The following is a 25,435-nucleotide window of genomic DNA, read 5'->3' as shown; positions in this document are numbered from 1 at the left end:
CCGATCAGTCTGGGCGGATTCCAGGAGGCGAACCGAGATTCCAGCTGGCTTGAATGCCGTATCAAAGATGGGGCTCGTCTTCTGGGTCCTTGGGGCCTTACGTGAGTTTGACCAGGCTCGAAATAACCGAGCCGCGTCACGCAATCGGGCCGATCTCTGGATTCCGTAGCCAATTGGAGGAACACGATGCAGTCCCGACACCCCTCTTGACCTCAGCATCATCATGCGAGACTGGGATCAAACACCCAACCCAATCAGCGGGCGTCAACCTGCAAGGCCTGAGGGTCAGATCAATCAGGACTGTAGCGTCGATTTGTCAGTCTGACGACATCTTCTCTGCTTGTGACAGCTCTCCGTCGGAGAGCATCACCATACCGATGATGCCCTCCCTCACTAATTGTGCGATTTCGGCATCGGAGAGGCCGAGAAGCCCTGATAGGATGTCTCTGTTATGCTGTCCGAGTGTCGGCGCTGCTGTGCGAATTGCATAGGGCCCTGCACCTTCGCGGATCGGCATCGAGGGCTGCGGATGTAAGCCTACGAAAGCACGTTCAACTTCTTGCAGAAACGCACGAGAGGCGAGATGCGGATCCGCAAGTAGGTCCTTTGGCATGCGAGCCACGCCGGCAGCGACTTTTGCTGCTTGCAACTCGGACATGGCCTCATCCGCGTCGCGGCTGCGCGTCCAGGCTGCGATGCCTTCCTCGATAACATCCTCGACGGCGCGGCGAGCTTCTGCAGATTTCAGTGACGCGTCCGTGGCCCAGTCTGGCCGCCCAATAAGAACGGCAAGCCTCTGCCACATCTCCTCGTCAGTTGCGGCTACCATGATCCAGTTGTCCTCACCCGCACACCGGAAGCAGCCATGAGGTATAAACTGCGGATGTCGATTGCCATACTTTGTTGGCGGCAAACCGCCCATCGAGGCGAGGGTGATCCAGGGTGCCGCAAACGGCATCATGCATTCGATCTGCGCAAGATCAATGAACTGTCCCTGCCCTGTGTTGCGGGCGTGAATCAGTGCAACCAGAACTGCAACGCAACCGTTCAACCCACCGACGGCATCTCCGAAGGCGACGTGGCTCATCACAGGCGGCCCGTCGGGATTTCCGATCACACTCGGTAACCCTGAGCCCTGCTCGAGAGTCGAGCCATAGGCCCGGCAATTACGATGAACGCTGTCGGCGCCAAAGGCTGACATCGACATCATGACGAGGCGTGGGTTCAGCGTCCTGAGCACGTCGTACCCAAGCCCGAGCTTCGGCAGCACGTCGACGGAATAATTGCTGACGACAACATCGGCTTCCACTACAAGCCGTTTTGCAAGAATGAGTCCCTGCGGCCGTGTCAGGTCGAGTGTGATACCGCGCTTGTTGCGATTCATAATGCAGTAGCACATCGCCTTTTCGTACAAGTGGTCGTGGACGTAAGCAGGGCTTCGATCAACGCCGCGGAACCAGTCCGGATATTGGATGGCCTCGATCTTGATGACGTCCGCGCCGAGATCACCCAGAGTGCGCGTACACAACGGGCCCGCCCAGCCCATCGAGAAGTCGATCACGCGAACCTCCTTTAACGGCTGCCGGTCCGAATCGATGCAGCCGGACGACATCAATGCGGTTAAGTGTGTCCCGCGATTCGCGTAAGCCTGATGCTCGCCGGGGGCTGGAACTTTCCCTCCCCCGCGCGGCGGCGTCAGCGTCAGCCGCTGCATCGAGCCTACGGTCAAGCCCTCTTCTTCGCCAAGCAAGACGGGCACGATCACGCCGCGCGCTTTTTTCTCGGTATCGCGGAGCAGATCGGATATTTCCGGTACTGGCACGATGGGGATCTTCCGTTTCAATCCCTCCTCGAACCAATCTTGCGCTGTTCGCTCCCTCAGCTTTGGGACAAACTGTCGTTCAATATCTTCCATGTGTTGCACACGATCTTCGGCGAGGACCAGAGCCGGATCATCACGCAATTCGGCTAGACCGAGCATGTCGCAAAATGCGCGCCATTGTGCCGGCGTCCACGTCGTGACGCCAAGCCAACCCCGCTTGGTTTCATAGATGCCGAGCGGAAAGCCGGGCCAGAAGCGGTTAGTGCCGATCCGGTGCATCACGTCGCCGCGCGCAAACGCCTCGAACAGAAGATACTCGCTGACAGCGAGGCTCGATTCGAAAATACTGAGGGACCATGATCGCCCTGCCCCGCCCTGCATTCGCGCAACCGCCGAACTGGCCAGAGCAATGACGCCCCACAGGCCGGCAAGGATACCCGTCTGGAAATCGGGTGCGTGCAACGGCGGGCCTTCGACCGGTCCAACCAGCTTGACGAGGCCGGCGAGCGCGCGGACGGTCGAATCAGTTGCTGCGAATTCCGCATAGGGCCCCTCGTGGCCGAACCAACTCGCTTCGAGGTAAGTCAACCCGGGGCGCCGTTGCCGGATTGCGGCGATATCAACGGGCGGGCAATCTGCGGAACCGACGTCGCGGCCATCGACCAGAATGTCGCAATTCTCGATTAGTGCCGTCAGCCGTGTGATCGCGTCCGGGTCTGTGGCATCGACGATGTTGCTAGACTTGTTGAAGTTCAGGAATGCGAACCACGCGCTCTGTCCACTGGGCGTGACTGGCGCGGTGCGGCGAAGAGGATCGCCTGTTGGCGGCTCGACCTTCTGAACGTCGGCGCCAAAATCGGCAAACAGCCTCGCGCAATAACTGGTTGCGGCCGAGCTACCTATTTCGACGACCCGCAGATGCGACAATACTCCCATCGAGGACTCCTTCCCGGCTATGCTGATTGCTCCGGAAATCACCGGCTACGATACGAACCTGAGGCGCCAAGAACGCGGCGCTGCTCGCCAGACATCGATCACAGGCATTTGCGACCGATACTCGCCGGCGACACTGGACCAAGCGCGTTCGCGACTTTCTTACGATGACCGTTAGTCGCTTTGACGATCACAACGCCTCGTAACGAGGTCGTCCTGGCCCTATCAACTGCTAGCAACTTGGTCGTATCTGGCAGTTCCATTAAATTCCTCTGCTGAATCGCGGCTAACACCTCAGGGGAGGTTCGGTCGCGTATGGGGCTCGCCGGTTGTGTGGGCTACCTTTTCCAAAATGCGGTCGCACAACCGCTCTATGTCTCGGACCTCATGGTCGGCTGTAATGCACACCCGGATCCCCGCCTTTCCTTGCGGAACTGTCGGGAAAAACGTCACCGAGGTATAGAAGCCGGCATCGAGAAGCTCTCTTGCGATTGCGATCGCCTTGGCCTCCGATCCGATGGCGATCATTCTGATCGGAAGCGAACTGCCTTGCTGGGCGGTTGCGACATGACGGTCGAAGAGCTCAATGCGTTGCGCCAACCGCCTCTGCCGCTGGCCAAGTTCTGCCGAGCGGTGAATCTTGCACGAGCCAAGCGCCGCGCCAACTGCCGCCAGATTGGCGGCCGCCGAGAACGCATGGGGGACGGAGTAACGTCGAAACAGGACATCCTGGTCGGCCGTTCCGAGCATCAACATGCCGCCCGATGCGCCGAATCCCTTGCCCAGCGAGGCTGCTATGATCGTGCGGTCACCAAGCTCTTGCGGAAACTGAGAGCGCGCAAATCCTTGGCCTTGGCGTCCGAACAGCGAAATGCCATGAGCATCGTCGATGTAAAGAAAGAGCCCATAGCGTTCCTGGAGTTGGCGCAATTCCTTGAGCGGCGAATGGCCACCCATGGAGTAAACACCATCGCATATATAGGCGACCACTGGCTCCTGGCGGCACAAGCGTTCGAGAGCGTCGATGTCGTTGTGCGCAATCGTTTCCACCCGCGTTTCATCAGCCACCACCGGCTTGTGATGGGCGAGCGAGATGTGCGCAACGCGATCGAACACGACGACCGGCTTCCTGCCGCCCGTCAATTGACCCGAAGCAAGGAGGGGCATCCCGCCCAGATTGGCGAGCATGACACTGGAAAAGGTGAGCACACGCGCGGAGAACATCTCCGACAGGGTTGCTTCAAGCTCTGCGAGAAGATCGAAATTGAGTCGCGTTCGTGCGCAGGACCAATGCAATGACTGATGCGCCTCAATCGCCTCGATCGCGCCAGCGATGATCACCGGATGATTGTCGAGACCCAGATAGGAGCATCGCACGAAATCGATTACCTGCGGTCGACTGTCAAGCGGACCGGTGCCCAAAGCAAAGGTGCGTCCCGTCGTGGAACGTCCGTAGACGGCCATGAGACCAGCTGCGTGGGCCGCATCGAAACACGTCATGCTCTTGTTGACCATATAGCCAGTGTTCCGAAAGAGTCCGGTCGGGCGAACACCATGCGAGAGAGCGACCCGCTGCTGCATCTCATTCTCCATTCTGGCCTGCCCAAAATACGCTCGCGACCGCTCAGATGAGGAGCGCGGCTTGGCGACATCGGTCCGAACCAAAGTGCCGCACGGAACTTGCCACAGTTCGATCTGCACCTTGGGTTCAGCCAACTAAACCCTTGCCACGTCGCTTGGACACCTACCAACCCAGATAGGGCTCGAGCGTTCAAGGCGAGTCCGCGATTGCTACGCCGTCCGATGGCAGTAGCCACGGAGTAGCAGCCCCAGTCGCGGCGACCGACAGTGTTTTGTGGCGGTAGCGATGTGGAGCACAACTCGCTGCTGTCGCCACGCGCACATAGAGGAGCGCTGCGAGCAGCCGCTACGCATGAATATGCGCGGTTCGCACGCATGCGTCGCCAACTTTGGAGATGCTACCATTATAGTCAGTCTCGTCCGATTGGCATTTTTTCGGCGTCAGTCCGAAGTGCGGGCCAACACGCGAGGTGCGAAAACGCTCGGGAGCGTCGACAGCCGACACGAAGGTCAACGAGATCAGGACGCCGACGCCTAGCGCGGTCATTAGCCGGCGAGCGTTCACATCGAGCATCCTCGCCTCCATTTTCTGCTGCGAAGCCCCCGCCCGACCGCAACGGGCTTTACCGGCAGATCGTCGAGCTCGGTCAGCGCTGCGATGTCGTTGCGCCGTCGCTGATCCCCAAGCGCCCGGGCGAGCGCGTCAAGACGAACCGGCGCGATGCGGTCAGTCTGGCGCGGCTGCTGCGGGCTGGAGAACTGAAGGGAATCTGGGTTCCAGATACGGTGCATGAAGCGGTGCGCGACATGGTGCGGGTGCGGTCCGCGGCGAGCGAGGATCTGCGCAAGAAGCGCCAGATGCTGCTTTCGTTCCTGCTGCGCCATGGTCGGGTCTTTACCGGTTGCAAGAACTGGAGCCGGGCCCATGCCCGCTGGCTGGCGGCGCAACGGTTCGACCATCCGGCCCAGCAGCTCGTGTTCCAAGATCAGGTCGACGCGATCACCGATGCGCAATTGGCCGAGCTGGTCCACGGCGCCGGTGGTGGCGGCCTATCGGGCGCTGGTGGTGTGTCCTTCATCGTCGCGGTCACCTTTGTCAGCGAAGCCGGTGATGTTCGTCGCTTCGACAATCCGCGCCAGTTGATGGCCTTTCTCGGTCTGGTGCCCTCGGAGCGCTCGACCGGCGACGCAGTAAAGCCCGGCGGCCTGACATTGGCCACAATCGCCGCGCCCGCCGCGTCTTGATCGAAGGCGCCTTTGCCTAGCGCTATCCGGCCAGGGTGACGGAGCCCATTCGCGTCCGGCTCGAGGTTTTCCGAAGGCCGTGCGCGAAATCGCCTGAAGGGTGCAGACCCGGCCTTTGCGCCCGCCACCGGCGCCTGGTGGCTGCCGGCAAGAACAAACCCTTCGTCGTTGCGGCGGCCGCGCGCGAGATGGCAGCGTTCCTGTGGGCCATCGGCTCCCAGATGGAACCGGTCAACTGAAATGCAGCGCGCTTCTTCACTGAAGATCAGAACCCCGGCAAGCCCAGGACAGATTACGGAAGTGCGGTAACCAACCCGCGAATAAGAGCTGATCAACCGCCGTCTCAAGGCCCATCCCGTCTCCATGCTGCCCATCAACGAAGGACAAACCTGTGGCAAAACGCATAGGGCGAAAAGTTCATCCATCATTCTTGACCACGGTCTAAGAGTTAGCGCGTCGCCGTTTCGGGCAGACTCTCACCGGCAAAGAACCGTCTCGGGTTGTCCTCCAGGATCGAGACGATGTCCGCCTGAGTGACACCGCGGGCGTGCAGCATTGGGATGAAATCCGTGAACATGTAGGTATGGGCTTGGTAGCGTCCCTGCGACTTCAGGTGTTCGATCATTGTGATCTCATCGGCGGTGAGGTGGCGACTGAACTTGCCGAGCATGCCGCAGAGGCGGTCCATGCTAATCATGAGCTGCGCACGAAAGCCGTCGCGCACGAGCTTCGCCAAATTGTCGGCGCGGCAATTGTCCGGCCGATGGAACATCCCGATCTGATCGAATCCGATGTAAGAGCCAGCATCTATAATGCGGCGATGATAGGCGGGATCTAGGTTGCAGCAGCTATGGCCGATCAAGCAACGATCGGCGGCAACGCCGCCGGCCGCTAACAGCTGCTGCTGTTCAGGGCCTGCGTAGCCGTCCTCGGTGTGGGTAATTATAGGCACCCCGGTCACCTTCTGCGCGATACAAGCGGCCGCGAGGAACCTCTTCTCATGCGCGGTGACAACGGGCGCGCCCGTTGAGACCTTGATGGCGCCGGCCTTCACACCAGTGTCGGCGATGCCGTAGGTGATCTCGCGGACGTAAAGCTCGGCGATCTCATCGACGGTGCGGGCGCGCCAGTAGACCGGCAGGCCCTTTTCCTCGTGGTAAAACCCCGTGGTGCAAACTATGTGCATGCCGGATTTTTCGGAAACCTCTTTCATTATCATGACGTCACGACCGAGTTCGATCGGACAGGGGTCGACGAAGGTGCGCACACCATGCTCAGTGCGCAGTTGGATCAATTGCCGGACTGCCCTTTCGATTAATTCCGCACGGTCGAATTTCGCGAGCGGATCGAACCAGGCGCCGGGAAAGGCGATGAACAGGTGCTCGTGCATCAGTGTGCGGCCCAAGCGCTCGACCGGGATCGGCCCCGTCACCGTCTGCACCATCATGCGTCGGCACTCCAAGTGTTGTATGCTACCGTGAAGAGAGCCATGGTGGTAGCTAGGTTAGCAACCAGCTATTTCTAGTAGTGCCATAACCTGGTTTCCCTCCATAAACGGTGGGATGAACCTCGCCAAGAATACCAAGGGAATCGACGAGAGGTCTGCGTTGAGCAGTTAAGATCGAGATGCTTTTCTTTGACAAGGCGGGCATAATCTGTCGAGCGTCAGCCGTTGCGAAAGGTGTAACTGTACCCGTTGATCGCCGGCGCACCGCCGAGACGTGCATAGAGAAGCTTCGATCCCTCTGGAAAGAAGCCTTTCTGGACAAGGTCGATCATCCCTTGCATCGAATTGCCCTCATCGACGGGATCGGTAATCATACCCTCAAGCCCCGCGAACTGACGGATTGCATCCTTGGTTTGCTCGGACGGAATGCCATAACACGGGCACGCGTACTCCTCGAGCAACACCACGTCGTCTTCGACTAGTTCCATTCGAGATAGACGAGCTTGGCTGTATGTTGGGCAATGTTCTTGAACGATCAGCCCAAGGTCTGTGGTTCATCGAAAGTAGCGGGAATCTGAGCTCTGATCTTGTCTCGGCGGCGCCTCAAGGCAGCAGCAGCGACATAGCCACCATTTGATCGCGCTGGAGCAAATCTGCAGATTCATTCGTTGCCTCATCAAGATCAGGCGGCTCGGATCCAACTTCCTTGCAACTGCCGAAATGCTCAGGCCTTTGGCCAGCTCGGCTAACGGAGCCAGACTGCCAGATCAGAAAGAGCACGCTTGCGAAATACGCCAGCTGAAGGAGCAGCCAACAAGCCAGCGTCGTGACGACTACTGTGCCGATGGAATAAAAAACGAAGTAGACGGTTAGAGCGGTGCTGCACAGGACCATTCCCAGGAGGCGACAAAAGAATCTAAAGGGCAACGCCGTTCTCCTGGTTTTGTCTCCTCAGATCAGGCTGCGACCTTGTCGGCCGCAACATGGGTCTGGCAGTTCTTCGGGCAGACGCGGGCGCAAGCCCCACAGCCAATGCAGCGGCCAGCATGGTCGACGACCATGATCATACGATTGAGCTCGCCGTCGAAGTCGTCCTCGGCGTCACAGACGCCGAGGATTTCACCCGCATCATCGACGCCGTGAAGGTGCATGACCTCGCGCGAGCAGACCTTGAAACAGCGGCCGCAGCCGATGCAGGTCGTGCCATCGATAGCGGTGAGATATTCCGGCATCCATCCGGAGCCGTCGCGGGTGATGAATGCGCTCGTCATCGTAACTTCTTCATTGCAGCGAGCTCTCTCTTGGCACCATCCAACTCGGCAAAAACGGCGGACGTTTCCTCAGCAACTTCCTCTATCTCCCTCCATTTTCTCGGGAGATCCTCTGCAAGGCCGCGCAATCTCATCTTGGCAACTGCCGCGCGCAGCTGAAGCTTTCGAACTTTCTTCCCCATCTCATCTAGGTTTGACATAAATCGTTCCTCGAAATCGGTTTCTTCACGCCCGTGCCACGTCGGGATAGGCTTCAATGGCTGCTGTCGCATCGTCGACCAAGTTCGTACCGGCCTCCGCGAGCTTCCTGAACGTCTCGAAGCCGAACCGGTGGATGTCTCGACAGAGCGACCAAGCGCCCGGCCGTGAAAAGCAATCGTCCGAAGCCCTCATGGGTTCATCTCCATCGTTGGCGATATCATCGGGCCGGAGCGTTCCTCGATCCTAAGCCCGACGGCCGTGTAGAAATATTGAGCCTCCACAGCACGTCCGGATCGGGATCGCCGATGATGGGGATCGCATGGCGCTGTTTTCTGGTGATGATGAAGTCGCCCAGCAGTTCGGCGTCCGATTTGCCTTCCAGTGACCCGGAGGCATCCTGAGCACGGATCAGCCGCACGAGGCATCTGACAAAAGGCATGGCAAGGGCCGCCTCGTCCTCGTTGACAGCCGGGCTGACCGCAGCACTAGACATTTCGCCTTCTCCTCATTTCAGTCCTCTTCGTCAAAGCACGATGTCTGTTTTCTGGGATGCCTACTTCCAGCACACTTGCGCAGCCGACGCCCGGCGCGGCGCGGCTGATGCCACGCAATTGATATCCCTCTGGCCGACCTTGCACACGTCCTTGACTGCGAAGTCTTCAACGTGAATTCGCGTCGAACATCACTTCCGCCGCAATGCGGCCGGAGGCCATGAAGTTTCGAGCCCCGATCCTGCTGCAGACGATCGATCAAGTGCTGCATGGACCTCCTGCTGCGGTCACGCCAGGGAAATGGACGAATTGCCCAGTAAGCCATTTCGACCAATTACCCTTTTTTATCTTTCCTCCTCGGCCGACCGCGCTTTGGCACCTTCGGGAAATGGTTTTGCGGAGCCGCACTGAGTGCGCCGCAACAAACCCTCCCACCCCTGTACTTGGCGAGGGCCTGCAGCAAATCCGGCAGATGCTGCTCTTTCAATTCGGCCGGGATAGGCTCCGGACCGTCCAGCGAGGTCAGTGCCAGTTCGACCAACTCGATCGCGCGATCATCGTTGCCGTTCTCGTGATAGTACCGGGCGACCGCGGGATAGGACCGGAACTTAGGGCTGTCGCCTTGCGGGGGATTCAGCGCCAGGATGTGTTCGGACAGCTCCTTGCCCATCGCGAAGCGCTCAGCAGGGGGAAGGCGCGAATGGTCATTCGCCGGATGGAAAAGTTGGTCTAGCGCCGAAACCATCCAGTCCTCAGAGTTTTTGTCGATCGCGTCGCGAACCAATTGGCTCATCACGGGCAAGCCGGTCCACATGTCTTGAATTTTGTGAAGCAACAGATGCGAATGAGCCAGACGGAAATTGATGTCGTCCGGCATCAAGGCGATGCCTTCTTCGATCGCCCAGAGCGCCGTCTTCCAATCTTCTAACTTCACCGCCGCCCAGAATCTGTCATCGATCGGCTTCTTCAACGCTTGTTGGCGCGCCATGGGTTCGCTTGTGGCGATCCGCTCCGTATCGGCGGCTTTCGCTTTGTCGCTGGTGCGCCAGCTGCCGTTGAGCACTTCCGGCAAAACCTCATCGAGTTCGCTTGGATGACCGATAAAGGCGATCTGGCCGTCTCGGTCGACCACGTACGAAGTCGGAATCCCGGCGGAAAAGCTGGGTTTCATCCAAAGCTTGTTCATTTCACCTGTGTGGTCGAACGCGATCCGATAGCTCAGATGCGAGCACTTTTCGGTCAACCACGCGTCCAACTTAGTGCGAGCCTCAACGGCCGTTGGAGCGTCTTCATTAGCCGCGACGCCGACGACCTCAAGTCCGCTGTCCCTGTGTTTTTCCTGGAGCCGCATCAGATCGAGCATCTCCGCCATGCATAGTTCGCACCAAGTTGCCCAAAATTCGACGATATAGACTTTGCCGGGCTGGAAGTTCGCGAGGGGCTCGCCACGCAGCCAGTCCTCCACTTTGATCGAAGGAGCCGGTGACCCCAGCTGCACTACCATGTTGCTCTCCAAAGCTGTTGCCAAAGGTTGGGTGACCTTATGCGCGAGCTTGTTCCCCCTTTGAGACGGGGCACGAGGGTTCAAGGAAGGGAGAGCATCGCTCGTCTTGCGCATCTGCGTGCAGTCAGCCTTCACTCAGTGTTGCTGACTCTCAAATCGCAAAGGCCGTGCCAACGCGCTAAGCGCGCAGTAAATGCTTGATTCCACTTTAAAAACCGTCCGGGTGCCCAAGATAGCCGGTTGTATTGGACGCGACATGTTTTCTGCCGCTGTCCGGTTTTGGACACGCATCTGGCGCTTCGGGCCGGCACGAAAGCCTGGCCACGGACGACTCAACATGTATTCGGGCTGAGGGACCGAGCAGATGGACATCATGACTGCGTTGGCTGCCGCCAGGCCCGTCATCATCGTCCGCTTCACGCCACCGGCTTGAGCGTCTTGCCGTTCCGGTCCCTCAGGCGGTAGCGGATCTCGCCATTTGCGATTGCAAAGGCTGCTCCATCCGAGCGCGGCCTGTGCCCCCTCGCCCGCCTTGCGATTGAATTCCTGGCTGGCGACATGGGAATTTTTCACGACGAAGCCGGTCCAGCTTCGGCTCGCCAATACCGCCATCGTCAGCTCGAAGATTATGATCCTGGCGAAAAAGGCCAGGATGAGTGCCGGCGTGTGCGGCCGGTGAGCTCTCCGGGGTTCCTGCTTTGTGCCGATATTTTCTGTGTTCCCTGTGCTCAGGCGCTACAGGGACCGCCTGGTGCGAATGTGAGCGTTGTCGGAATTGACCAGCCTTAAGGCCGCTCGGTCGCCACGCGGTGGGCCGGGCAGACTGAAAACGCTGAAGATGCGGCCGCCGTCCTCGCCGCTAAGCCGGCTACCATCCCAGACGATGGTAACGTTATTGATGCTATCAATTCCCCCCCGACACCGGCAAGAGCCCGACCGTCCGACTCGAAGGTCGGTGCCTTGGCCGCTGCACGGTCGTTGCGGTGTTCAGCTCCCGGCCAGTGGTGAGGGAAATCGTGATAACGCCAATACGATGGGGCTACGGTCCGAACGCGGCCTGCCGCGCTGAAACGACTCTCTTTCTCGACCTGACGCCGACCCGAGTATCGGTGTTTTGAGCGCATTGAGGACGCCTGGGCCTCTGCCCGGCCGTTGGTCTGCGCGTTACGGATTGCCTCGGCGAGCAGACCCCGAGCGCGCGTTAGAGACGTCCGGGGAATGTTCTTCGCGACGGCGTTTGCAAGTTGCTCGAGGAGCTTCGCGTTGCGGCGACTTTTCTCCGACTTGGCATCAGGATAGGTGACCCAGGGGAGTAGAGCTTCGAACAGCATCGGTGCTGCTTCGGAACCCGTCAGCGAGCCAAAAACAGCGGCAATGGCGGCTTCCCCACCATCCATCTTGTGACGCCATCGAAGAGTCGCTCGCGCAGCCGTCGGCTGCCATAAGCGCCCATGACTATCATGTTGGCAGACGTATCGATTGCGTGCTGCGCGAGCACAGTGGCGACCGGTTTGCCGGCGCTCGCCAGCCGGTCGACCGACACCCGAGCACCATGCCGAGTGAGATAGGCAGCGATGTCGGCTCCCGGCTCGGCGCCGCTTCCGGTGCAGGCCGCCTCAGGATCGACGAGGGCGACACGAACTTCCTCAGCACCGGATAGCAGATCCAGCGCTCCCCGAACCGCACGGGACGCCTCGGCTCGCGAATCCCATCCGACCAGCACGCGCCGTGGCGACAGAGTCGGGTCAGCGCCCTTCGGTACGACAAGCACCGGCCTTCCCGTATCGAACAAGCTGCCGTTGATAACAAGAGGTCCGAGACTAGTGTCGTTGGGAAGTGCGGGGCCGATGATTGTCAGGTCGGTGCAGAGCGCCCGCTGTCGCACCGCGTCACCGACGCCAGCCTTGTCGCAGTGTTCGGTATCGACATCATAGCACCGCCACGTGGCTCTCAGCAGTTTGTGAATTTCCCTGGATGTCTTTTCCAGGTTGGCCATGTCCTGTGAAAATCTTTCGATCTGCCTAAACCGTTTGTCCAGTGTGGCGATGGCCTGTGCGCGTTGTCCAGGCCACTCGGGGATGCCATCGCCGAGCACCGGAGAAGGCATAATGAGCGGCGGAGGCGACATCACCAGTACGGAAAGATACGCGCCGACTTCGGCACACAAGCTGGCAGCTGTTCTGACATCCTGATCGGAGTGGTCAGCTCCCGTCACAATGAGTACGCTTCTGAAAGCCATTTGACTGCTTCTTTTCTGAATATGTCGTACCTGCCGGCGCGTTTCGAAGCCGCAAGACTTGCCCTCAGCACGGCGGAAATGCGGAGTGGCACCACATCGGTTATCTATTCAGCCGTCCGGCCACTCGAGCGAGTAGCCGGCCGACCTGACGGTACGAATGACGCTGGAGGGGGAGGCCGCCTTCAGAGCCCTTCTGAGCCGGCTGATATGGACATCCACGGTGCGTACACCGACATGGATATTGGCCGGCCAGGCCGCGCTGATCAGCTCGTCTCTGGTGAAGACCTTGCCGGGAGTCTCAAGCAAAAGCCGCAGCAGGTTGAACTCGATCGGCCCAAGGTGGACTTCGTGGCCATTACCCCGAACGCGGTGGGCATCGAGCCTTATCTCAAGGTCGCCACAGGAGATCCAGCCGCCGTTTTCGATCCCGTTCGAACCCGGCTTTGGCAGCGCCAGCTTCATCCGTAGACAGTCAAGCAGCTTGGCCGGCGCGAAGGGCCGCACAAAGCTCTCGTCAATGCCTGCCTTCCAGAGATCGAGGTGCTGGTTCTCGGCGCCGGGCGCGATCAGGGCAATAACGGGCAGGCCGCCGGTCCGGGGCTCCCCCTTGAGCCGGGCGCAGATTGTGGAGCCTGTCGCGCTTGTTGGCTGGCAGTCCAGCACCACGGCCTTCGGCGCCCGTTCACTGGCCAATGCAAGCGCCTCCTCCACGCCGCCGGCCAGTTGAATCGTGAAGCCATCCACCTCCAGAATGTGGCTGTGGACCAGATAGAACTCCGGATCCTGCGAACAGATCAGGACCAGTGGCTTCATCAGCGCTACCCCAAGAACCACATCGGCCTCGACCGGCTCCATCGAGAGGGCTGGCCATCGCATGTCCTCAAGGCCTGACATGATCCCCTTGATCGAAAATCGGTTCCATCACGCCCGCGCCACCTCGGGATGAGCCTCAATGGCTGCGGTCGCATCGCCGGCCAGTTTGGTACCGGCCGCGGCGAGTTTCCAGAACGTCTCGAAGCCGAACCGGTGGACGTCGCGCAGGGTCTTCGACACAACGACCAATCGCCCGGCCGTGAGAAGCACGCGCCCGAAGCCCTCATGGCTCATCTCCATCATCGGCGATGCCATCAGGCCGGAGCGCTCCTCGATCGCAAGCCCGACGGCGGTGTAAAACATCTCGAGCCTCCACAGCACGTCCGGATCGGGATCGCCGATGATCGGGATCGCACGGCGCTGTTCCCTGGTGATGATGAAGTCGCCCAGCAGCTCGGCGTCCGATTTGCCTTCCCAAGACCCGTGTGAATCATAGGCCCGGACCAGCCGCACGAGGCATTTGACGAACGGGGTGGCAAGGGCCGCCTCGTCTTCGGCGACAGCAGGGCTAGTTGCGGCGTCAGACATTTCGCCCACTCCTCATTTCAGTCCTCGTCCTCGAAGGATGGTTTGTGTTCGGCGACACCTGCCTGCGCAAGCACCTTGCGCAGCCAAGGGGGAGGACACGTCCTGAGCATCATCTGCGTGCGCAACAGCACCTCTTGGATGGTTTGGGGGTGCGGCACTTTTATCGGATGAATTTTTGCCGAAACAAGTTTGGCTGCCGAAGGTCCGCCGATCGCCAAACAGAACAGGAGATGACAGCCCTTCAGCGCCTCCACCTTCGGGGTGATGCGGTCGTCGCCCTCAGTTCGATGCTTCCCGCTCTCGTCGGAAACGTCATCGAAGGCCACGGCCTCGACGAGCTTCCACTCCTCGCGCGTCACATCGTAGACAGCAAAGCGCCTGGCCGAACCGAAATGGGCGTTGAGGTTCTTCATGTCCTGCGTGGCGATCGCCACGCGCAATGCGCCGGCTTGGCGTTCCGGCGTCGGTGCGTGAACCTCGTCAGTGACGAGCGAGAGGCGACGAACGGAGCTCATCTGGCATTTCTCGCTTACGGAGTGGATCAACCGCCTCAGGCGTAGGCGCGTGCCGGTTGGCTTCAAAGATGTTGACAACCTCGAAGATCAGGTCGCGGGTCCCCTGGTAGAGGATTGTGAGCTTGTGCTGGCTGCCGAGCCGGTCGAAGATGGGGAAGCCGACCCGCATGAGCGGAATCCCGAGGCGCTGCGCCGCCTGGCGGCCGTGGGAATGGGTGACGAGAAGATCAGCGCCGGCGCCAAGAGCTTCCAAATCGCCGAGATCGCCGATTTGAACCGACTGCGCCGGTACTTCCTCCAAAATTTTCGACATGTCGGTCGTGGTGACCGCCGCCGCGATTTCGGAGCCCATGCCGATGAAGAAGCTCGCGAGTTGGTAGAGTTGGTCTGGTTCAGCAGCGATCGCAATTTTCTTGCCTCCAAAGTGGAAATGTCCGTCGAGCAACGCGTCCTGCAACTGCGCCCGGCGACGGCGCACCCCAGCCGGCGCCGCCGCGCCCGAAACCGCGGACAGCAGCGAGACGAACCGGTCGGCATCCTTCAATCCAGTCAGCGACCGGAACAGCACGTATGGCACGCCGGTCAACCTCTGCAGCAGCTCGGCCGGGCGGCGCATATGCTCACCGATGACGATGCATTGCTCGGCCGTGCCAAGCTCGCGGATATCCTCGACACTGGTGCCGCCATAGGTGGTGGTGACCCAGCGGTTGGGCACCGTACCGTCGAGCGAGCCGGAGACGTCCGGCAGAACCACCGGCTTGAGTCCAAAGCTTTCAACCATCTCACGCAAATGCTCGATATCAGCCACAGTGAGGTTCCAGCCAGGCAGGATCACGATCTTCTTCGACTGCCGCGCCTGCTCGCCGGGCCGCGTAATCCTTTCGATCATCGCGGTGACAGCCTTGGCCCAGCCCTCTTCGATCGCGCCGTCGAAATCCGGTGTGTTGGCTAGCACCACCTCCGTACCCGCGAGTTCTTCCGTGCGCTTCAGCCTGATATTGGCGATATCTCCTGCGCAGTCTTGGCCCCGGGTTTCCACCAGCGCCGTCGTGCAGACCCCGATCAGCGTTGGCTTTGTGCGGCCCTTGAGGTTGAGGATCGCCTCTTCCAGATGGTCTGCCCCGCCGAGGATCGTCGCCAGCTCGTCCATTGCCGTTGTCTGCAGGGGGATCGCTTCCTTGAAATGCCGCACGAAGAGCACGAGGGCGAAGCTGGTGCAGCCTTGGCTGCCGTGGAACAACGGCATCGCGCCGTCGACCCCAAGGAAGGCGAAGGCGGCGCCGAGCGGCTGTGACGACTTCAGCGGATTGATCGCCGCCGCTTTGGTCTGGGGAAGGATGCGGACCATCGCTTCCTCAACACTCGCCGAAATCGTCGGCCGTCGTGCCGGCGAATTTCTGGACAACATGCAAGGTCGCGGTCTCGCTTTTCGTGCTCGGCAGTTCCTCCCTCACCGCAGGCTGGCAATCCCATGGTGCCGGTTCCCGCACCTGGCGCCAGATCGGGTTATGAATGGCGAGGTCGATCTGGCGTACGAGTTCCACCATGCCGTCATAGCCGGCGTAAGGATGTTGGCGCTCCTGGTTGATATCGAGCCAGGGTGTCTTGGCCTTCAGCGCGATGAACTGCGTGCGCCCGCCCGACAGCATGATATCGGCCTTGTGTTCTGAGAGCATGGCGTAAAGCTCACGCGGCGTCATCTGCTCGAACATGTGGTTGTCGTCCTTGAGGATCTGCTTGATGCGCTCCTTGTCTCCGACAGTCGACTTCTTGACAGAGGTGCCGACGATCTTGATGCCGATCTCCATCAGTGCATGGACGACCGACCAGGACTTCACACCGCCGGTGTTGAGCAGCACGCGCTTGCCTTCGAGCCTCGGCCGGTAGGCCGCGAGCTTCTTCCATGCAATCGCCTCCTCCTCTGCAATCAACGCGTCGGTGCGGCCGAGGATCTCCGGATCGGCACCCTTCTTCACGAGCAGCTGAGAGATCTGTCGGAGCGCTTCCGAGGTGTCGGTGATGCCGTAGAAGGAGCCCTCGAAAAACGGGATGTCCCAGCGCTGCTCCATCTTGCGGGCGAGATTGATGAGCGCGGTCGAGCACACCATCATAGCCGCCCGGGCGCGGTGCGCGCAGGCAATGTCGAAGTAACGCGCGTCACCCGGAATGCAGGCGCGCACCCGGATGCCCAGCCGATCAAGGAGCGGCTTCACCAGCCAGAACTCGCCCGAGAGGTTGAATTCGCCAAGGATATTGATGTCGTAAGGGCCGGCATCGCCGGGCTCCACCGTGCCGATGACATGCTCGAGCAACGCCTCGCCGGCAAGCTTGTTGCCGAGATTCTTGGAGCCGACGAAGCCCGGCGCATTGACCGGCACCACCGGTAGGCCGAACTTTTCCGCCGCGCGCTTGCACACGGCCTCGATGTCGTCGCCGATCAGCGCCGTCACGCAGGTCGGATAGACGAAGATAGCCGGCGGCCGATACGCTTCCTTGATCTCGCGGATCGCTTTGAAGAGCTTCCGCTCGCCCTGCCCCATCACAACATCGAGTTCGCTGAGATCGGTGGTGAAGCTAGTGCGCCACAGCGTTGGCCCGGACGAAGCCGCACCGCGGTTGTCCCAGGAATTGCCCTCGCAGGCGAGCGGCGCATGGATCAAATGCGCAACGTCGGTGATCGGCTGCAGCACGATCTTGGCACCATCGAAGGCACAGCCGCCGGCCGCCGCCCCGGGGGTCAGTGGCTTCGAACAGCCCTTTTTGCGCGCCTTGGCATCCTTGCCGCGGTTCTGCTCGCAGGCGGGCTCGTTGAAGACATCTTGGATTTTGGCTCTGAGCGAGGACATTGCGTCGGTCTCCAAAGTCCCTCGAGAAGACGACCGGCCTCACCGAAGAGCCGGCCGCCACGCTTAGCGGGTGAGGTCATACGAATAGTCCGTCACGCCCGTCTCGCTTGTCTCGCGATCGAGCTTGTCGAAGACCTTGTCGAGGATCGTCGTCAGGACGCGCAACCCGCCTTGGTAGCCCATGAGCGCAAACCGATGGTGATGGTGGCGGTCGAAGATCGGAAACGTCAGCCGGATCAGCGGCGTGCCGGTGTCGCGCTCCAGATACTTGCCATAGGAGTTGCCGATCAGCAGGTCCACCGGCTCGGTGAAGAGCAGCGAGCGCATCGCCCAGAGGTCCTTGCCCGCCCAGACTTGAGCATCCTTGCCGAAGGGCGATGAGGCAAGCAGCTCCTTCAACTCGGCTTCCCACGCCGAGGTGCCGTTGGTGGCGAGGCAATGGGTCGGCTCGCCGCCCGTTTCCATGATGAAGCGGGCCATGGCGTAGACAAAGTCCGGATCACCGTAGATGGCGTATTTCTTACCGTGCAGCCAAGATTGACTGTCCGCCATGGCGTCAACAAGTCGGCCGCGCTCCAGGCGGATTGCCTCGGGGATTTGCTTGCCGGAAATCGCGGAGACCTCCATCAGGAAGTCGTCGGTCGCCTGGACTCCGAGCGGGTAATGGAACGAGGCAGTCGCCTGCCCTACCCCCTCGCAATACTCCAGTGTTTTTCGGGTGTTGTAATGCTGTAGCGAAAGTGTCGCCTCGGCGTTGAGTGCCTTCCTCACGTCTTCGATCTTCGTGCCGCCGTCGTACATGCGGTATTCGCCGTCCGACGGCGTGTCGAACTGGTCAGAGGCGTCTTGGATGAAGGTATAGGACACGCCTATCAGATCGAGCAGGCGCTTGAGTTCCCGGTTGTTGCCCACGCAAAAGCCGTCGAAACCCGGAATGATGTTAATGGTTGCCTCGGCTTCCGTTCGCTCCTCGCCTTTCCAGAAGTGCTCCAAAATGCCTTTGACCGTTACGTCATAGCCGTCGACATGACTACCGACGAAGGCCGGCGTGTGGGCGAAGGGCACGTCGAAGTCGCGCGGGACCGAGCCTTGGTCCTTGGCGTTCTCGATGAAGCTGTGCAGGTCGTCGCCAATAACCTCGGCCATACAAGTGGTCGAGACGGCGATCATCTTCGGGTCGTAGAGTTGGTACGTGTTGGCGAGCCCGTCAACCATGTTCTTCAGGCCACCGAACACTGCCGCGTCCTCGGTCATCGAGGAGGAAACTGCCGAAGCAGGCTCCTTGAAATGGCGCGACAGGTGCGAGCGGTAATAGGCCACGCAGCCCTGGCTGCCGTGGACGAAGGACATGGTTCGCTCGAAGCCCGCGGCCGCGAACACCGCGCCGAGCGGCTGGCAGGCCTTGGCGGGGTTCACGACAAGCGCTTCGCGAGCAAGGTTCTTTTCGCGGTATTCCCACGTCTTGGTGAATTCGCGTTGGTCGGTAACGACCTGGTCCGGGTGCGGACATTCGAAATTCAGCCTCTTCTCGGCGAGCATCTGCCTGTATTCCGGCTCGCGGAACAGGGGAGCGTGGTCGAGAACTTTTTCAGCCGACTGCGGCATGGGTGGTTACCTCTTTCCATCTGGCCCGCCATACGGCGGCACAGGGACGTCGAAACGTTTCAGGTCTCCCGCGGACAAAGGGCCACAGGCGTTCAGCGGCCTCCCGGCTTCCGGGAGGCCAGGTTTCTCATTCGGCTGCGATCGCTGCCGACGGCTCGGCTTTTTTCTTCCAGGGGGCGTCGTAGAGGGTCCAGACCGGGTTGTTGATGGCCAGATCCATGTCGCGGGCGAAGATGGCGAAACCGTCGTAGCCGTGATACGGGCCGGAATAATCCCAGGAATGCATTTGACGGAACGGTATGCCCATCTTCTGGACCGGGTACTTTTCTTTGATGCCGGAGCCAACGAGATCAGGGCGGATCCCCTCGATGAACTTCTCCAGCTCGTAACCAGTCACGTCGTCATAGATCAGCGTGCCCTTCTTCACGTAGTGGCCGGTGCGCTGATAATCGTCGTTATGGCCAAATTCGTAGCCAGTGCCGACGATAACCATGCCCAAGTCCTCATATGCCGTGACGACGTGACGGGGGCGCAGCCCTCCGACATAGAGCATCACCGTCCTGCCTTCGAGGCGCGGCCGGTACTTGGCGATGACGGCATCGACCAGGGGCCGGTATTTGGCGATGACCGCCTCGGCCTTGGCCTCGATTTCCGGTCCGAAATGCTTGGCTATCTTGCGCAGAGAGCCTTCAGTCTGGGAGGGGCCGAAGAAATTATACTCCATCCAGTCGATGCCATACTTTTCCTCCATGTGCCGGCAGATGTAGTTCATCGACCTGTAGCAATGGATGAGATTGAGCTTGGCCTTCGGCGCGCGCTCTATTTCGGCCAGCGTAGCGTCGCCCGACCAGTTGCCGACCACGCGCAGACCCATCTCCTCGAGCAGGATGCGCGAAGCCCAGGCGTCGCCGCCGATATTATAGTCGCCGATCACATTGACATCGTACGGGCCGGCCTCGAACTCGACGTCTTTCTTCTCGAAGACCCAGTCGCGAATCGCATCGTTGGCGATGTGGTGGCCGAGGGATTGCGAGACGCCACGGAAGCCCTCGCAGCGCACCGGCACGATCGTCTTTTCGTGCTCCTTGGCCTTGTTGCGGGACACCGCTTCAGTGTCGTCGCCAATCAGGCCGATCGGACATTCGGATTGGACGGTCATGCCCTTGTTCAGCGGAAACAGTTCCTCGATCTCGTCGATGATCCGTTCCAGCTTCTTGTCGCCGCCGAAAACAATGTCCTTCTCCTGGAAATCGGAGGTGAACTGCATCGTGACGAACGTGTCGATGCCCGTCGTGCCGACGTAGTAGTTGCGGCGTTGAGACCAGGAATATTGCCCGCAGCCGACCGGGCCGTGCGAGATATGGACCATATCCTTGACTGGACCCCACACCACGCCTTTCGAGCCGGCATAGGCGCAGCCGCGAATCGTCATCACTCCGGGGATGGACTTGATGTTCGATTTGACCTCGCATTCGGAAAGGACCTCGCTTTCCTCGCCAGCCTCGTCGCCGCTCTTTGCGACGCTGAGGTGCTTTTTGCGGCGCTTCGCCGCCTTGTCAGGATATTGCGACAGCACCTCCTCGATAAGCTTCGCGTGGAGGGCGCCGTCATTCTCGTATTCCAGGCTCATGGGACCCCTTTCAAGGTTCAGGGTGACGCCTCACCAACGAGGCGCCGTTCTTCGAAAGGCACACCAGGTCAAGGCCGCGCCTCATGTCGGCAGCGGTCGCTACTGTGCGGCCGCCTTGGCCGCTTCCTTGACCTGAAGCTCGGCAAGCATCTGCTCATCCGTCTTCATGATGCCGAAGTCGAGCAGCATGTCCTCGAGCTCCTCCATGGTGATCGGGGTCGGGATGGTGCCCTGGCCCGAATTGGCATGGATCTTCTCGGCCAGCGCCCTGTATTCCCCGGCCTGCTTGGAGTCCGGCGCATACTGGATCACAGACATCTTCCTGAGCTCGGCGTGCTGGACGATATTGTCGCGGGGCACGAAGTGGATGAGCTTGGAATTGAGCCTGGAAGCCAGCGCTTCGGCGAGGTCGAGCTCGCGGTCGGTTTGGCGCTCGTTGCAGATCAGGCCTCCGAGCCGCACGCCACCCGAATGGGCGTATTTCAGGATGCCCTTGGCGATGTTGTTGGCGGCATAGAGCGCCATCATCTCGCCGGACATGACGATATAGATTTCCTGGGCCTTGTTCTCGCGGATCGGCATCGCGAAACCGCCACACACCACATCCCCGAGCACGTCGTAGGAGACATAGTCGACATCGTCGTACGCGCCGTTCTCCTCGAGGAAGTTGATCGAGGTGATCACGCCGCGGCCGGCGCAGCCGACACCCGGCTCGGGGCCGCCCGACTCCACGCATTTGATGCCTTTGTAGCCGACCTTGAGCACGTCCGCGAGTTCCAGGTCCTCCACCGAACCTTCCTCTGCCGCGAGGTGTAGGACGGTATCCTGCGCCTTCGCGTTCAGAATCAGGCGGGTGGAGTCGGCTTTGGGGTCGCAGCCGACGATGAGGATTCTCTGCCCGAGGTCGACAAGGGCAGCGAGCGTATTTTGGGAGGTGGTGGACTTGCCGATGCCGCCCTTGCCGTAAAAGGCGATCTGACGCAAACCTGACATGTAGCTTTCCTTCCTTCGTTCCATTCATCGCGGCTGCCGCGACATGAATGCCGGTCGGGCAGCTGTCGCCGCCTCGCACCCAAGGATCTCAAGACTCGTGCCAATTTGGCTGATCGAGCCTAAGAATAATTTCATGGTTGCTTTTCAGGGATTTAGCTTGAGGGCTAAAGAAAGGATCGTCGGAACAGACCGTGTAGCGGACGCGACAATGGCGACACAAAGCGTCGGATCGCGATCCTCAGTCACCGCATTCGTTTGAACCGCATCGTTGTGTTGAGGTGGACGAACAGCATCTCGACCCTATCAACGTTAGTTGCGGGATGCTGCGAACTCTTCTGTGCCTGCGAGCCGACGTGCTTCGTCTCGCGTGTCCTCGTCGAGACTGCGCAAAATCTTGCGCGCGACGCTGGCATACCATCGGTCCGCGGCCACTCATTCGGTGCCACAGGCGGATGGTTCCCCTATATCAGCAACCCGAGGGGACTCGGCTCACTTGTCGGCACAGGAGTTCAGTATCGGCGTCATCGCCTTCACATGTTCGTCGATCCGCTCGAGCACTTTCGCTGCGACGACATCACGCTCAGGCAGATGCCACCAGTGTTCGTTGACGAGTTTGACCGTCTCGACCACTGCCTTCAGGACTGCTGGCTCCGGAAGCCGCGCACGGTTCGCAAATGCTTTCCATCGCGGTGCTGCTAGCGCCTTAAACGAGCGCTCTCCTCCAAGCGACAGCGCCATGGCGTCGGCGGGAATATATGGCACGGTGGACAGGACGTCGTAGATTGGTGCAAGCGCCGGCTTGTCGCCGTTACCCGGATAGATCAAAGACCAATTCTTCAGGTGCATGTCGCCATTGCCGGTGATGACGGTCAGTGCCAGGCGGCGGACGAACTCGAGAGCCGCCGTAGGCGAGACGGCCACACCAAGAGCCAAGGCTATGTCGTGATAAGCGGCCCCCTCATATTTGCGCGAGGGGTAGACACCGAAGACCTGAGCGAAATCCTCGATGTGTATCCTCTCGCCACCGGCGCCGCGATCGAAGCGTTTGACGAGAAGGACCTTGCCTTCCGACAGCGTATTGAATTCTTCGGGAACGCCCTCAAAATCGGACTTCTCGACCAGTTCGCATTCAGGAACCTCCATGCCGATTGCTGCTGCCAGCGCCAGGTTGGCGAATTCGTTCTCGGAAACGCCCGGAAAGGCCGTCGAAGGGAACTTGGCAATATACCGGCCCTGCTCGTCGTCCATCGGCAAGGTCAGGCCGCCACCTTTTCCAGTGTTCTTCATGACCGACAGTTTCATCTGCACGCCGGCAAGCGAGAACCGTGCCTTGGGCTGATCCTTTGAAGCATCCTGTGACACCGCTATCGCGCCGTCACTGGGCAACGCCCGTACGGCTCCCGGCAGATCGGCGCCCAGCGCCGCTAAAAGGTCGAAATCATTGCCTGGCCGCACATCGCCTTCGTGGTGCTTTTCCATCGCCTCGCGCAATTTCTCCTCCGGCAGGAGGTTCGCGAAGAAAGCGGGCATGGCGCCCGCCAGAGGCTTCGGATCTTTCCGCAATCCTCCCGTCGCTGCCCGGAACGACAGGCTGAAAACCGGAAAGCCGCCCGTCGCGCGGTAGGCTTCATCGAAGTTGAATGCATTGAAATCGCCCGGCGTCCTGACGATTGTGCCGATCTTCACTGCGTTCAAGAGCACGTCCAGGGACGGGATCGTCTTAGGTGCGCGAAAGACTGGAGCCATGATCGTCATCGTCAGGTTGGGAAACAAAGGCGGGTCGATCGTCATCATCATGCGGACGCAATAGAGCCTGGACAGCCGGCACCATGATTTGCGGAACCAGCATCATTTCCAGACCGAGCGCGCGAGCGATATTCATGAGCGTCGTTGCACGCGCGGCTGCGGCTCCCTTTTCGATGTCGCGATATCGGGGACGGGATATACCCGCCAAGTCAGCGACCTGCTCCTGCGTCAGGGCAGCGGCCAGCCTGGCCTGCCTGAACAGCCCACCGATTTCGCGCAGAATTTCCGATTGAGAGTCCATTTGATACATACACGTTCCATGCCAATGCACGATGATATGGCAGAGTATCTTATCCGGTTATCGAGTCAAGACATTATGATCTGTTAGCGTATCACCAACAAGTACAATGATACGCAAAGAGCTCAGTATCCCTGCCTTTTAGCGTCGCCCAACGGTGGACGCCGTCCGAAACTACCCCCGATCAGCTCTCCGAACTCATCGGCATGTTAAATCAAGGCAGTCCGGCAGATGAAGGCGCTCGTCTCTTCGCCTTCATACGACCGACCGCGCATGAGTCGAGGTCAATGTGGATCGCTACTCCTTCATTGCAATGGATTTGCACCATCTGCTCCTGCCGGTCTCCCGCCGCAGCTGGTGTTCCGACGCTTTTAGGGGCTCATCTCGCCGCGTGACCGGTCACCCTGATCAAGCATCGAGATAGCCGTCGAATACGCTTTACTCGCGGCTGTCCATATGGCGGAACGCCTCCTTGATCACGAAGCAGCACCCGAACAACCCCGCGACCAGCGCGAATGGCCAGGCGTCCGCGATCTTCTCACTCAGTAAGACTAGGCGCCCGCCGCCACGTGCGGGCGCCGCCGGCGTCAACCAGCGGGCAGATGCGCCGAGGGCAACAAGCGCGCGTGACGCAACGCCGCCAGATCAGCCGAGCCGGTGCAGAAGCAGGCGACGGCCAACTGGCGGATGACGATCTCGAAATGCGCGACAACCGCCTCGGTGGATACCGTAGCCGCGCGCAGCACGCCGGCCGCCTGCCCGGCGATGTCCGCGCCCAGGCGGATGGCCTTGGCCACGTCGACGCCGTCGCGGATCCCGCCCGACGCGATCAGCTTCACCGTTGGCAGCGCCCGACGTACCGCCTGCACGCTGGCCGGGGTCGGAATCCCCCAATCGGCGAACGCCATCGCCACTGCACTGTCGGCGGCATCGCGGGCGCGCTCGCCCTCCACCGCGGCCCAACTGGTGCCGCCGGCGCCGGCGACATCGATCACCGCCACGCCCGCCTCGACGAGCGCACAGGCCACCGAGGCGGACAGGCCCGACCCCACTTCCTTGGCCACGATCGGCACGCCCACGCTGCGCGCGGCGCGAGCGATCTGCGCCAGGACGCCGCGCCAGTCGCGGTCGCCCTCCGGCTGTACCGCTTCCTGCAGCGGATTGAGATGGAGGATGAGTCCATCGGCCTCCAGCGCTTCCACCGCCCGGCGCGCCAGGTCCAGGCCGTGGGCCTCGCGCAGTTGCGCGGCGCCGATATTGGCCAGCAAGGGAATGTCTGGGGCCAGGCGGCGCAGCGCGCGCGTCAGCCCCTGGGAGTTGCGGGATTGCAGGCTCACGCGCTGCGAACCGACGCACATGGCGATCCCCAAGGCTTGCGCTGCCTCGCTCAGATGCTGGTTGATGGCCTCGGCGCGTGGCATGCCGCCGGTCATCGAGCTGATCAGCAGCGGCGCGCGCATGGTCTTGCCCAGCAGCGAGGCGCGCAGGTCGATCTGCGTCAGGTCCAACTCGGGCAATGCGCAGTGTTCGAAACGGATGTACTCCCAGCCGGCGGCGACCGTGGCCGACGCCGTTCGCCGATCCAGCACGATGTCCAGATGGTCGTCCTTGCGCCGGCTCAGGGCGGTGTCGATCATGCTCGCTCCATCGGTCGCATCGGGCGACGG

Annotated in this window: 20 protein-coding genes and 4 pseudogenes; 1 reads left to right on the top strand and 23 read right to left on the bottom strand. The window is 60.6% G+C overall.

All coding sequences use genetic code 11. The features are described 5' to 3' along the window. Positions 1-316 precede the first annotated feature (316 nt). From NKH30_RS18140 to NKH30_RS18130, 3 genes and pseudogenes are all read right to left on the bottom strand, one after another. Positions 317-2,758, bottom strand: a complete 2,442-nt coding sequence (locus NKH30_RS18140) for a CaiB/BaiF CoA transferase family protein (RefSeq protein WP_352996441.1) — start codon at positions 2,756-2,758, stop codon at positions 317-319. 291 nt (positions 2,759-3,049) lie between these two features. Further along, complete coding sequence (locus tag NKH30_RS18135) at positions 3,050-4,336, bottom strand: aminotransferase class I/II-fold pyridoxal phosphate-dependent enzyme (protein ID WP_352996464.1); 1,287 nt, start codon at positions 4,334-4,336, stop codon at positions 3,050-3,052. Between the two features lie 361 nt (positions 4,337-4,697). Continuing rightward, positions 4,698-4,904 (bottom strand): annotated as a pseudogene (locus NKH30_RS18130) (transposase); the annotation flags it as partial. Between the two features lie 38 nt (positions 4,905-4,942). Between NKH30_RS18130 and NKH30_RS33190 the strand changes: the two are divergent. Next, positions 4,943-5,820 (top strand): annotated as a pseudogene (locus NKH30_RS33190) (IS110 family RNA-guided transposase); the annotation flags it as partial. Positions 5,821-6,029: 209 nt separating this feature from the next. Here the strand turns inward: NKH30_RS33190 and NKH30_RS18115 are convergent. The 20 genes and pseudogenes from NKH30_RS18115 to fni all read right to left on the bottom strand — a co-directional run bounded on the left by NKH30_RS18115 (position 6,030) and on the right by fni (position 25,405). After that, positions 6,030-7,028, bottom strand: coding sequence for a phosphotriesterase family protein (locus NKH30_RS18115; protein ID WP_352996435.1), 999 nt, complete (start codon positions 7,026-7,028; stop codon positions 6,030-6,032). Between the two features lie 218 nt (positions 7,029-7,246). Next, positions 7,247-7,554 (bottom strand): annotated as a pseudogene (locus NKH30_RS18110) (1-aminocyclopropane-1-carboxylate deaminase); the annotation flags it as partial. A 77-nt stretch (positions 7,555-7,631) separates the two neighbouring features. Further along, a complete protein-coding gene (locus NKH30_RS18105) occupies positions 7,632-7,955 on the bottom strand; it encodes an exopolysaccharide production repressor protein (protein WP_352996433.1) in 324 nt (107 codons plus the stop codon). 29 nt (positions 7,956-7,984) lie between these two features. Continuing rightward, positions 7,985-8,299, bottom strand: a complete 315-nt coding sequence (gene fdxB / locus NKH30_RS18100; RefSeq protein ID WP_352996431.1) for a ferredoxin III, nif-specific — start codon at positions 8,297-8,299, stop codon at positions 7,985-7,987. Then, on the bottom strand, positions 8,296-8,499 hold the full coding sequence (locus tag NKH30_RS18095) for a CCE_0567 family metalloprotein (protein WP_352771788.1): 204 nt from the start codon (positions 8,497-8,499) through the stop codon (positions 8,296-8,298). The genes fdxB and NKH30_RS18095 overlap by 4 nt, the downstream gene beginning before the upstream one ends. Before the next feature lie 25 nt (positions 8,500-8,524). Then, positions 8,525-8,993 (bottom strand): annotated as a pseudogene (locus NKH30_RS18090) (NifX-associated nitrogen fixation protein). Positions 8,994-9,325: 332 nt separating this feature from the next. Continuing rightward, positions 9,326-10,495 carry a TlpA disulfide reductase family protein gene (locus NKH30_RS18085; protein WP_352996429.1) on the bottom strand — a complete coding sequence of 390 codons (1,170 nt, stop codon included), beginning with the start codon at positions 10,493-10,495 and terminating at the stop codon, positions 9,326-9,328. A gap of 135 nt (positions 10,496-10,630) precedes the next feature. Then, positions 10,631-11,107 (bottom strand): FixH family protein, encoded by a 477-nt coding sequence (locus tag NKH30_RS18080; RefSeq protein WP_352996427.1) that lies wholly within the window; start codon positions 11,105-11,107, stop codon positions 10,631-10,633. Positions 11,108-11,846: 739 nt separating this feature from the next. Next, entirely contained in the window at positions 11,847-12,734 is an 888-nt protein-coding gene (locus NKH30_RS18075; RefSeq protein ID WP_352996425.1) for a universal stress protein, read from the bottom strand. Between the two features lie 108 nt (positions 12,735-12,842). Beyond that, complete coding sequence (locus NKH30_RS18070; protein ID WP_502911485.1) at positions 12,843-13,589, bottom strand: response regulator transcription factor; 747 nt, start codon at positions 13,587-13,589, stop codon at positions 12,843-12,845. Between the two features lie 66 nt (positions 13,590-13,655). Then, entirely contained in the window at positions 13,656-14,135 is a 480-nt protein-coding gene (locus tag NKH30_RS18065) for a NifX-associated nitrogen fixation protein (protein ID WP_352996421.1), read from the bottom strand. Between the two features lie 17 nt (positions 14,136-14,152). Beyond that, the gene (gene nifX / locus NKH30_RS18060; RefSeq protein ID WP_352996419.1) at positions 14,153-14,650 is read right to left on the bottom strand and encodes a nitrogen fixation protein NifX; all 498 of its coding nucleotides are present in this window, start codon (positions 14,648-14,650) and stop codon (positions 14,153-14,155) included. Further along, a complete protein-coding gene (gene nifN, locus NKH30_RS18055) occupies positions 14,616-15,998 on the bottom strand; it encodes a nitrogenase iron-molybdenum cofactor biosynthesis protein NifN (RefSeq protein ID WP_352996417.1) in 1,383 nt (460 codons plus the stop codon). The genes nifX and nifN overlap by 35 nt, the downstream gene beginning before the upstream one ends. A 7-nt stretch (positions 15,999-16,005) precedes the next feature. Next, entirely contained in the window at positions 16,006-17,496 is a 1,491-nt protein-coding gene (gene nifE, locus NKH30_RS18050; RefSeq protein WP_352996415.1) for a nitrogenase iron-molybdenum cofactor biosynthesis protein NifE, read from the bottom strand. A 63-nt stretch (positions 17,497-17,559) separates the two neighbouring features. Further along, positions 17,560-19,101 (bottom strand): nitrogenase molybdenum-iron protein subunit beta, encoded by a 1,542-nt coding sequence (gene nifK, locus NKH30_RS18045; protein ID WP_352996413.1) that lies wholly within the window; start codon positions 19,099-19,101, stop codon positions 17,560-17,562. Between the two features lie 127 nt (positions 19,102-19,228). Beyond that, positions 19,229-20,731 (bottom strand): nitrogenase molybdenum-iron protein alpha chain, encoded by a 1,503-nt coding sequence (gene nifD, locus NKH30_RS18040; RefSeq protein WP_352996411.1) that lies wholly within the window; start codon positions 20,729-20,731, stop codon positions 19,229-19,231. A 99-nt stretch (positions 20,732-20,830) separates the two neighbouring features. After that, positions 20,831-21,724, bottom strand: coding sequence for a nitrogenase iron protein (gene nifH, locus NKH30_RS18035; protein ID WP_023801970.1), 894 nt, complete (start codon positions 21,722-21,724; stop codon positions 20,831-20,833). Between the two features lie 489 nt (positions 21,725-22,213). Further along, positions 22,214-23,470 (bottom strand): type II toxin-antitoxin system HipA family toxin, encoded by a 1,257-nt coding sequence (locus NKH30_RS18030; RefSeq protein WP_352996409.1) that lies wholly within the window; start codon positions 23,468-23,470, stop codon positions 22,214-22,216. After that, a complete protein-coding gene (locus NKH30_RS18025) occupies positions 23,445-23,780 on the bottom strand; it encodes a helix-turn-helix domain-containing protein (protein WP_502911484.1) in 336 nt (111 codons plus the stop codon). The genes NKH30_RS18030 and NKH30_RS18025 overlap by 26 nt, the downstream gene beginning before the upstream one ends. Before the next feature lie 575 nt (positions 23,781-24,355). Continuing rightward, positions 24,356-25,405, bottom strand: coding sequence for a type 2 isopentenyl-diphosphate Delta-isomerase (gene fni / locus NKH30_RS18020; RefSeq protein WP_352996407.1), 1,050 nt, complete (start codon positions 25,403-25,405; stop codon positions 24,356-24,358). Between the last annotated feature and the right edge of the window lie 30 nt (positions 25,406-25,435).

Source organism: Mesorhizobium sp. M1273 (assembly GCF_040318195.1).
In the GTDB taxonomy this organism is placed as follows: Bacteria; Pseudomonadota; Alphaproteobacteria; order Rhizobiales; family Rhizobiaceae; genus Mesorhizobium.
This window is presented reverse-complemented; position numbering and strand designations above follow the sequence as displayed.

Excerpts from the sequence above, each read along its gene's own strand:
- nifE (WP_352996415.1), bottom strand. The coding sequence starts at position 17,496 with ATGTCCTCGCTCAGAGCCAAAATCCAAGATGTCTTCAACGAGCCCGCC.
- fdxB (WP_352996431.1), bottom strand. The coding sequence starts at position 8,299 with ATGACGAGCGCATTCATCACCCGCGACGGCTCCGGATGGATGCCGGAA.
- NKH30_RS18085 (WP_352996429.1), bottom strand. The coding sequence starts at position 10,495 with ATGGTAGTGCAGCTGGGGTCACCGGCTCCTTCGATCAAAGTGGAGGAC.
- NKH30_RS18070 (WP_502911485.1), bottom strand. The coding sequence starts at position 13,589 with ATGGAGCCGGTCGAGGCCGATGTGGTTCTTGGGGTAGCGCTGATGAAG.
- nifN (WP_352996417.1), bottom strand. The coding sequence starts at position 15,998 with ATGGTCCGCATCCTTCCCCAGACCAAAGCGGCGGCGATCAATCCGCTG.
- nifD (WP_352996411.1), bottom strand. The coding sequence starts at position 20,731 with ATGAGCCTGGAATACGAGAATGACGGCGCCCTCCACGCGAAGCTTATC.
- nifK (WP_352996413.1), bottom strand. The coding sequence starts at position 19,101 with ATGCCGCAGTCGGCTGAAAAAGTTCTCGACCACGCTCCCCTGTTCCGC.
- NKH30_RS18115 (WP_352996435.1), bottom strand. The coding sequence starts at position 7,028 with ATGATGGTGCAGACGGTGACGGGGCCGATCCCGGTCGAGCGCTTGGGC.
- NKH30_RS18030 (WP_352996409.1), bottom strand. The coding sequence starts at position 23,470 with ATGGCTCCAGTCTTTCGCGCACCTAAGACGATCCCGTCCCTGGACGTG.
- nifX (WP_352996419.1), bottom strand. The coding sequence starts at position 14,650 with ATGAGCTCCGTTCGTCGCCTCTCGCTCGTCACTGACGAGGTTCACGCA.
- NKH30_RS18095 (WP_352771788.1), bottom strand. The coding sequence starts at position 8,499 with ATGTCAAACCTAGATGAGATGGGGAAGAAAGTTCGAAAGCTTCAGCTG.
- fni (WP_352996407.1), bottom strand. The coding sequence starts at position 25,405 with ATGATCGACACCGCCCTGAGCCGGCGCAAGGACGACCATCTGGACATC.
- NKH30_RS18135 (WP_352996464.1), bottom strand. The coding sequence starts at position 4,336 with ATGCAGCAGCGGGTCGCTCTCTCGCATGGTGTTCGCCCGACCGGACTC.
- nifH (WP_023801970.1), bottom strand. The coding sequence starts at position 21,724 with ATGTCAGGTTTGCGTCAGATCGCCTTTTACGGCAAGGGCGGCATCGGC.
- NKH30_RS18140 (WP_352996441.1), bottom strand. The coding sequence starts at position 2,758 with ATGGGAGTATTGTCGCATCTGCGGGTCGTCGAAATAGGTAGCTCGGCC.
- NKH30_RS18025 (WP_502911484.1), bottom strand. The coding sequence starts at position 23,780 with ATGTATCAAATGGACTCTCAATCGGAAATTCTGCGCGAAATCGGTGGG.
- NKH30_RS18075 (WP_352996425.1), bottom strand. The coding sequence starts at position 12,734 with ATGGCTTTCAGAAGCGTACTCATTGTGACGGGAGCTGACCACTCCGAT.
- NKH30_RS18080 (WP_352996427.1), bottom strand. The coding sequence starts at position 11,107 with ATGGCGGTATTGGCGAGCCGAAGCTGGACCGGCTTCGTCGTGAAAAAT.
- NKH30_RS18065 (WP_352996421.1), bottom strand. The coding sequence starts at position 14,135 with ATGTCTGACGCCGCAACTAGCCCTGCTGTCGCCGAAGACGAGGCGGCC.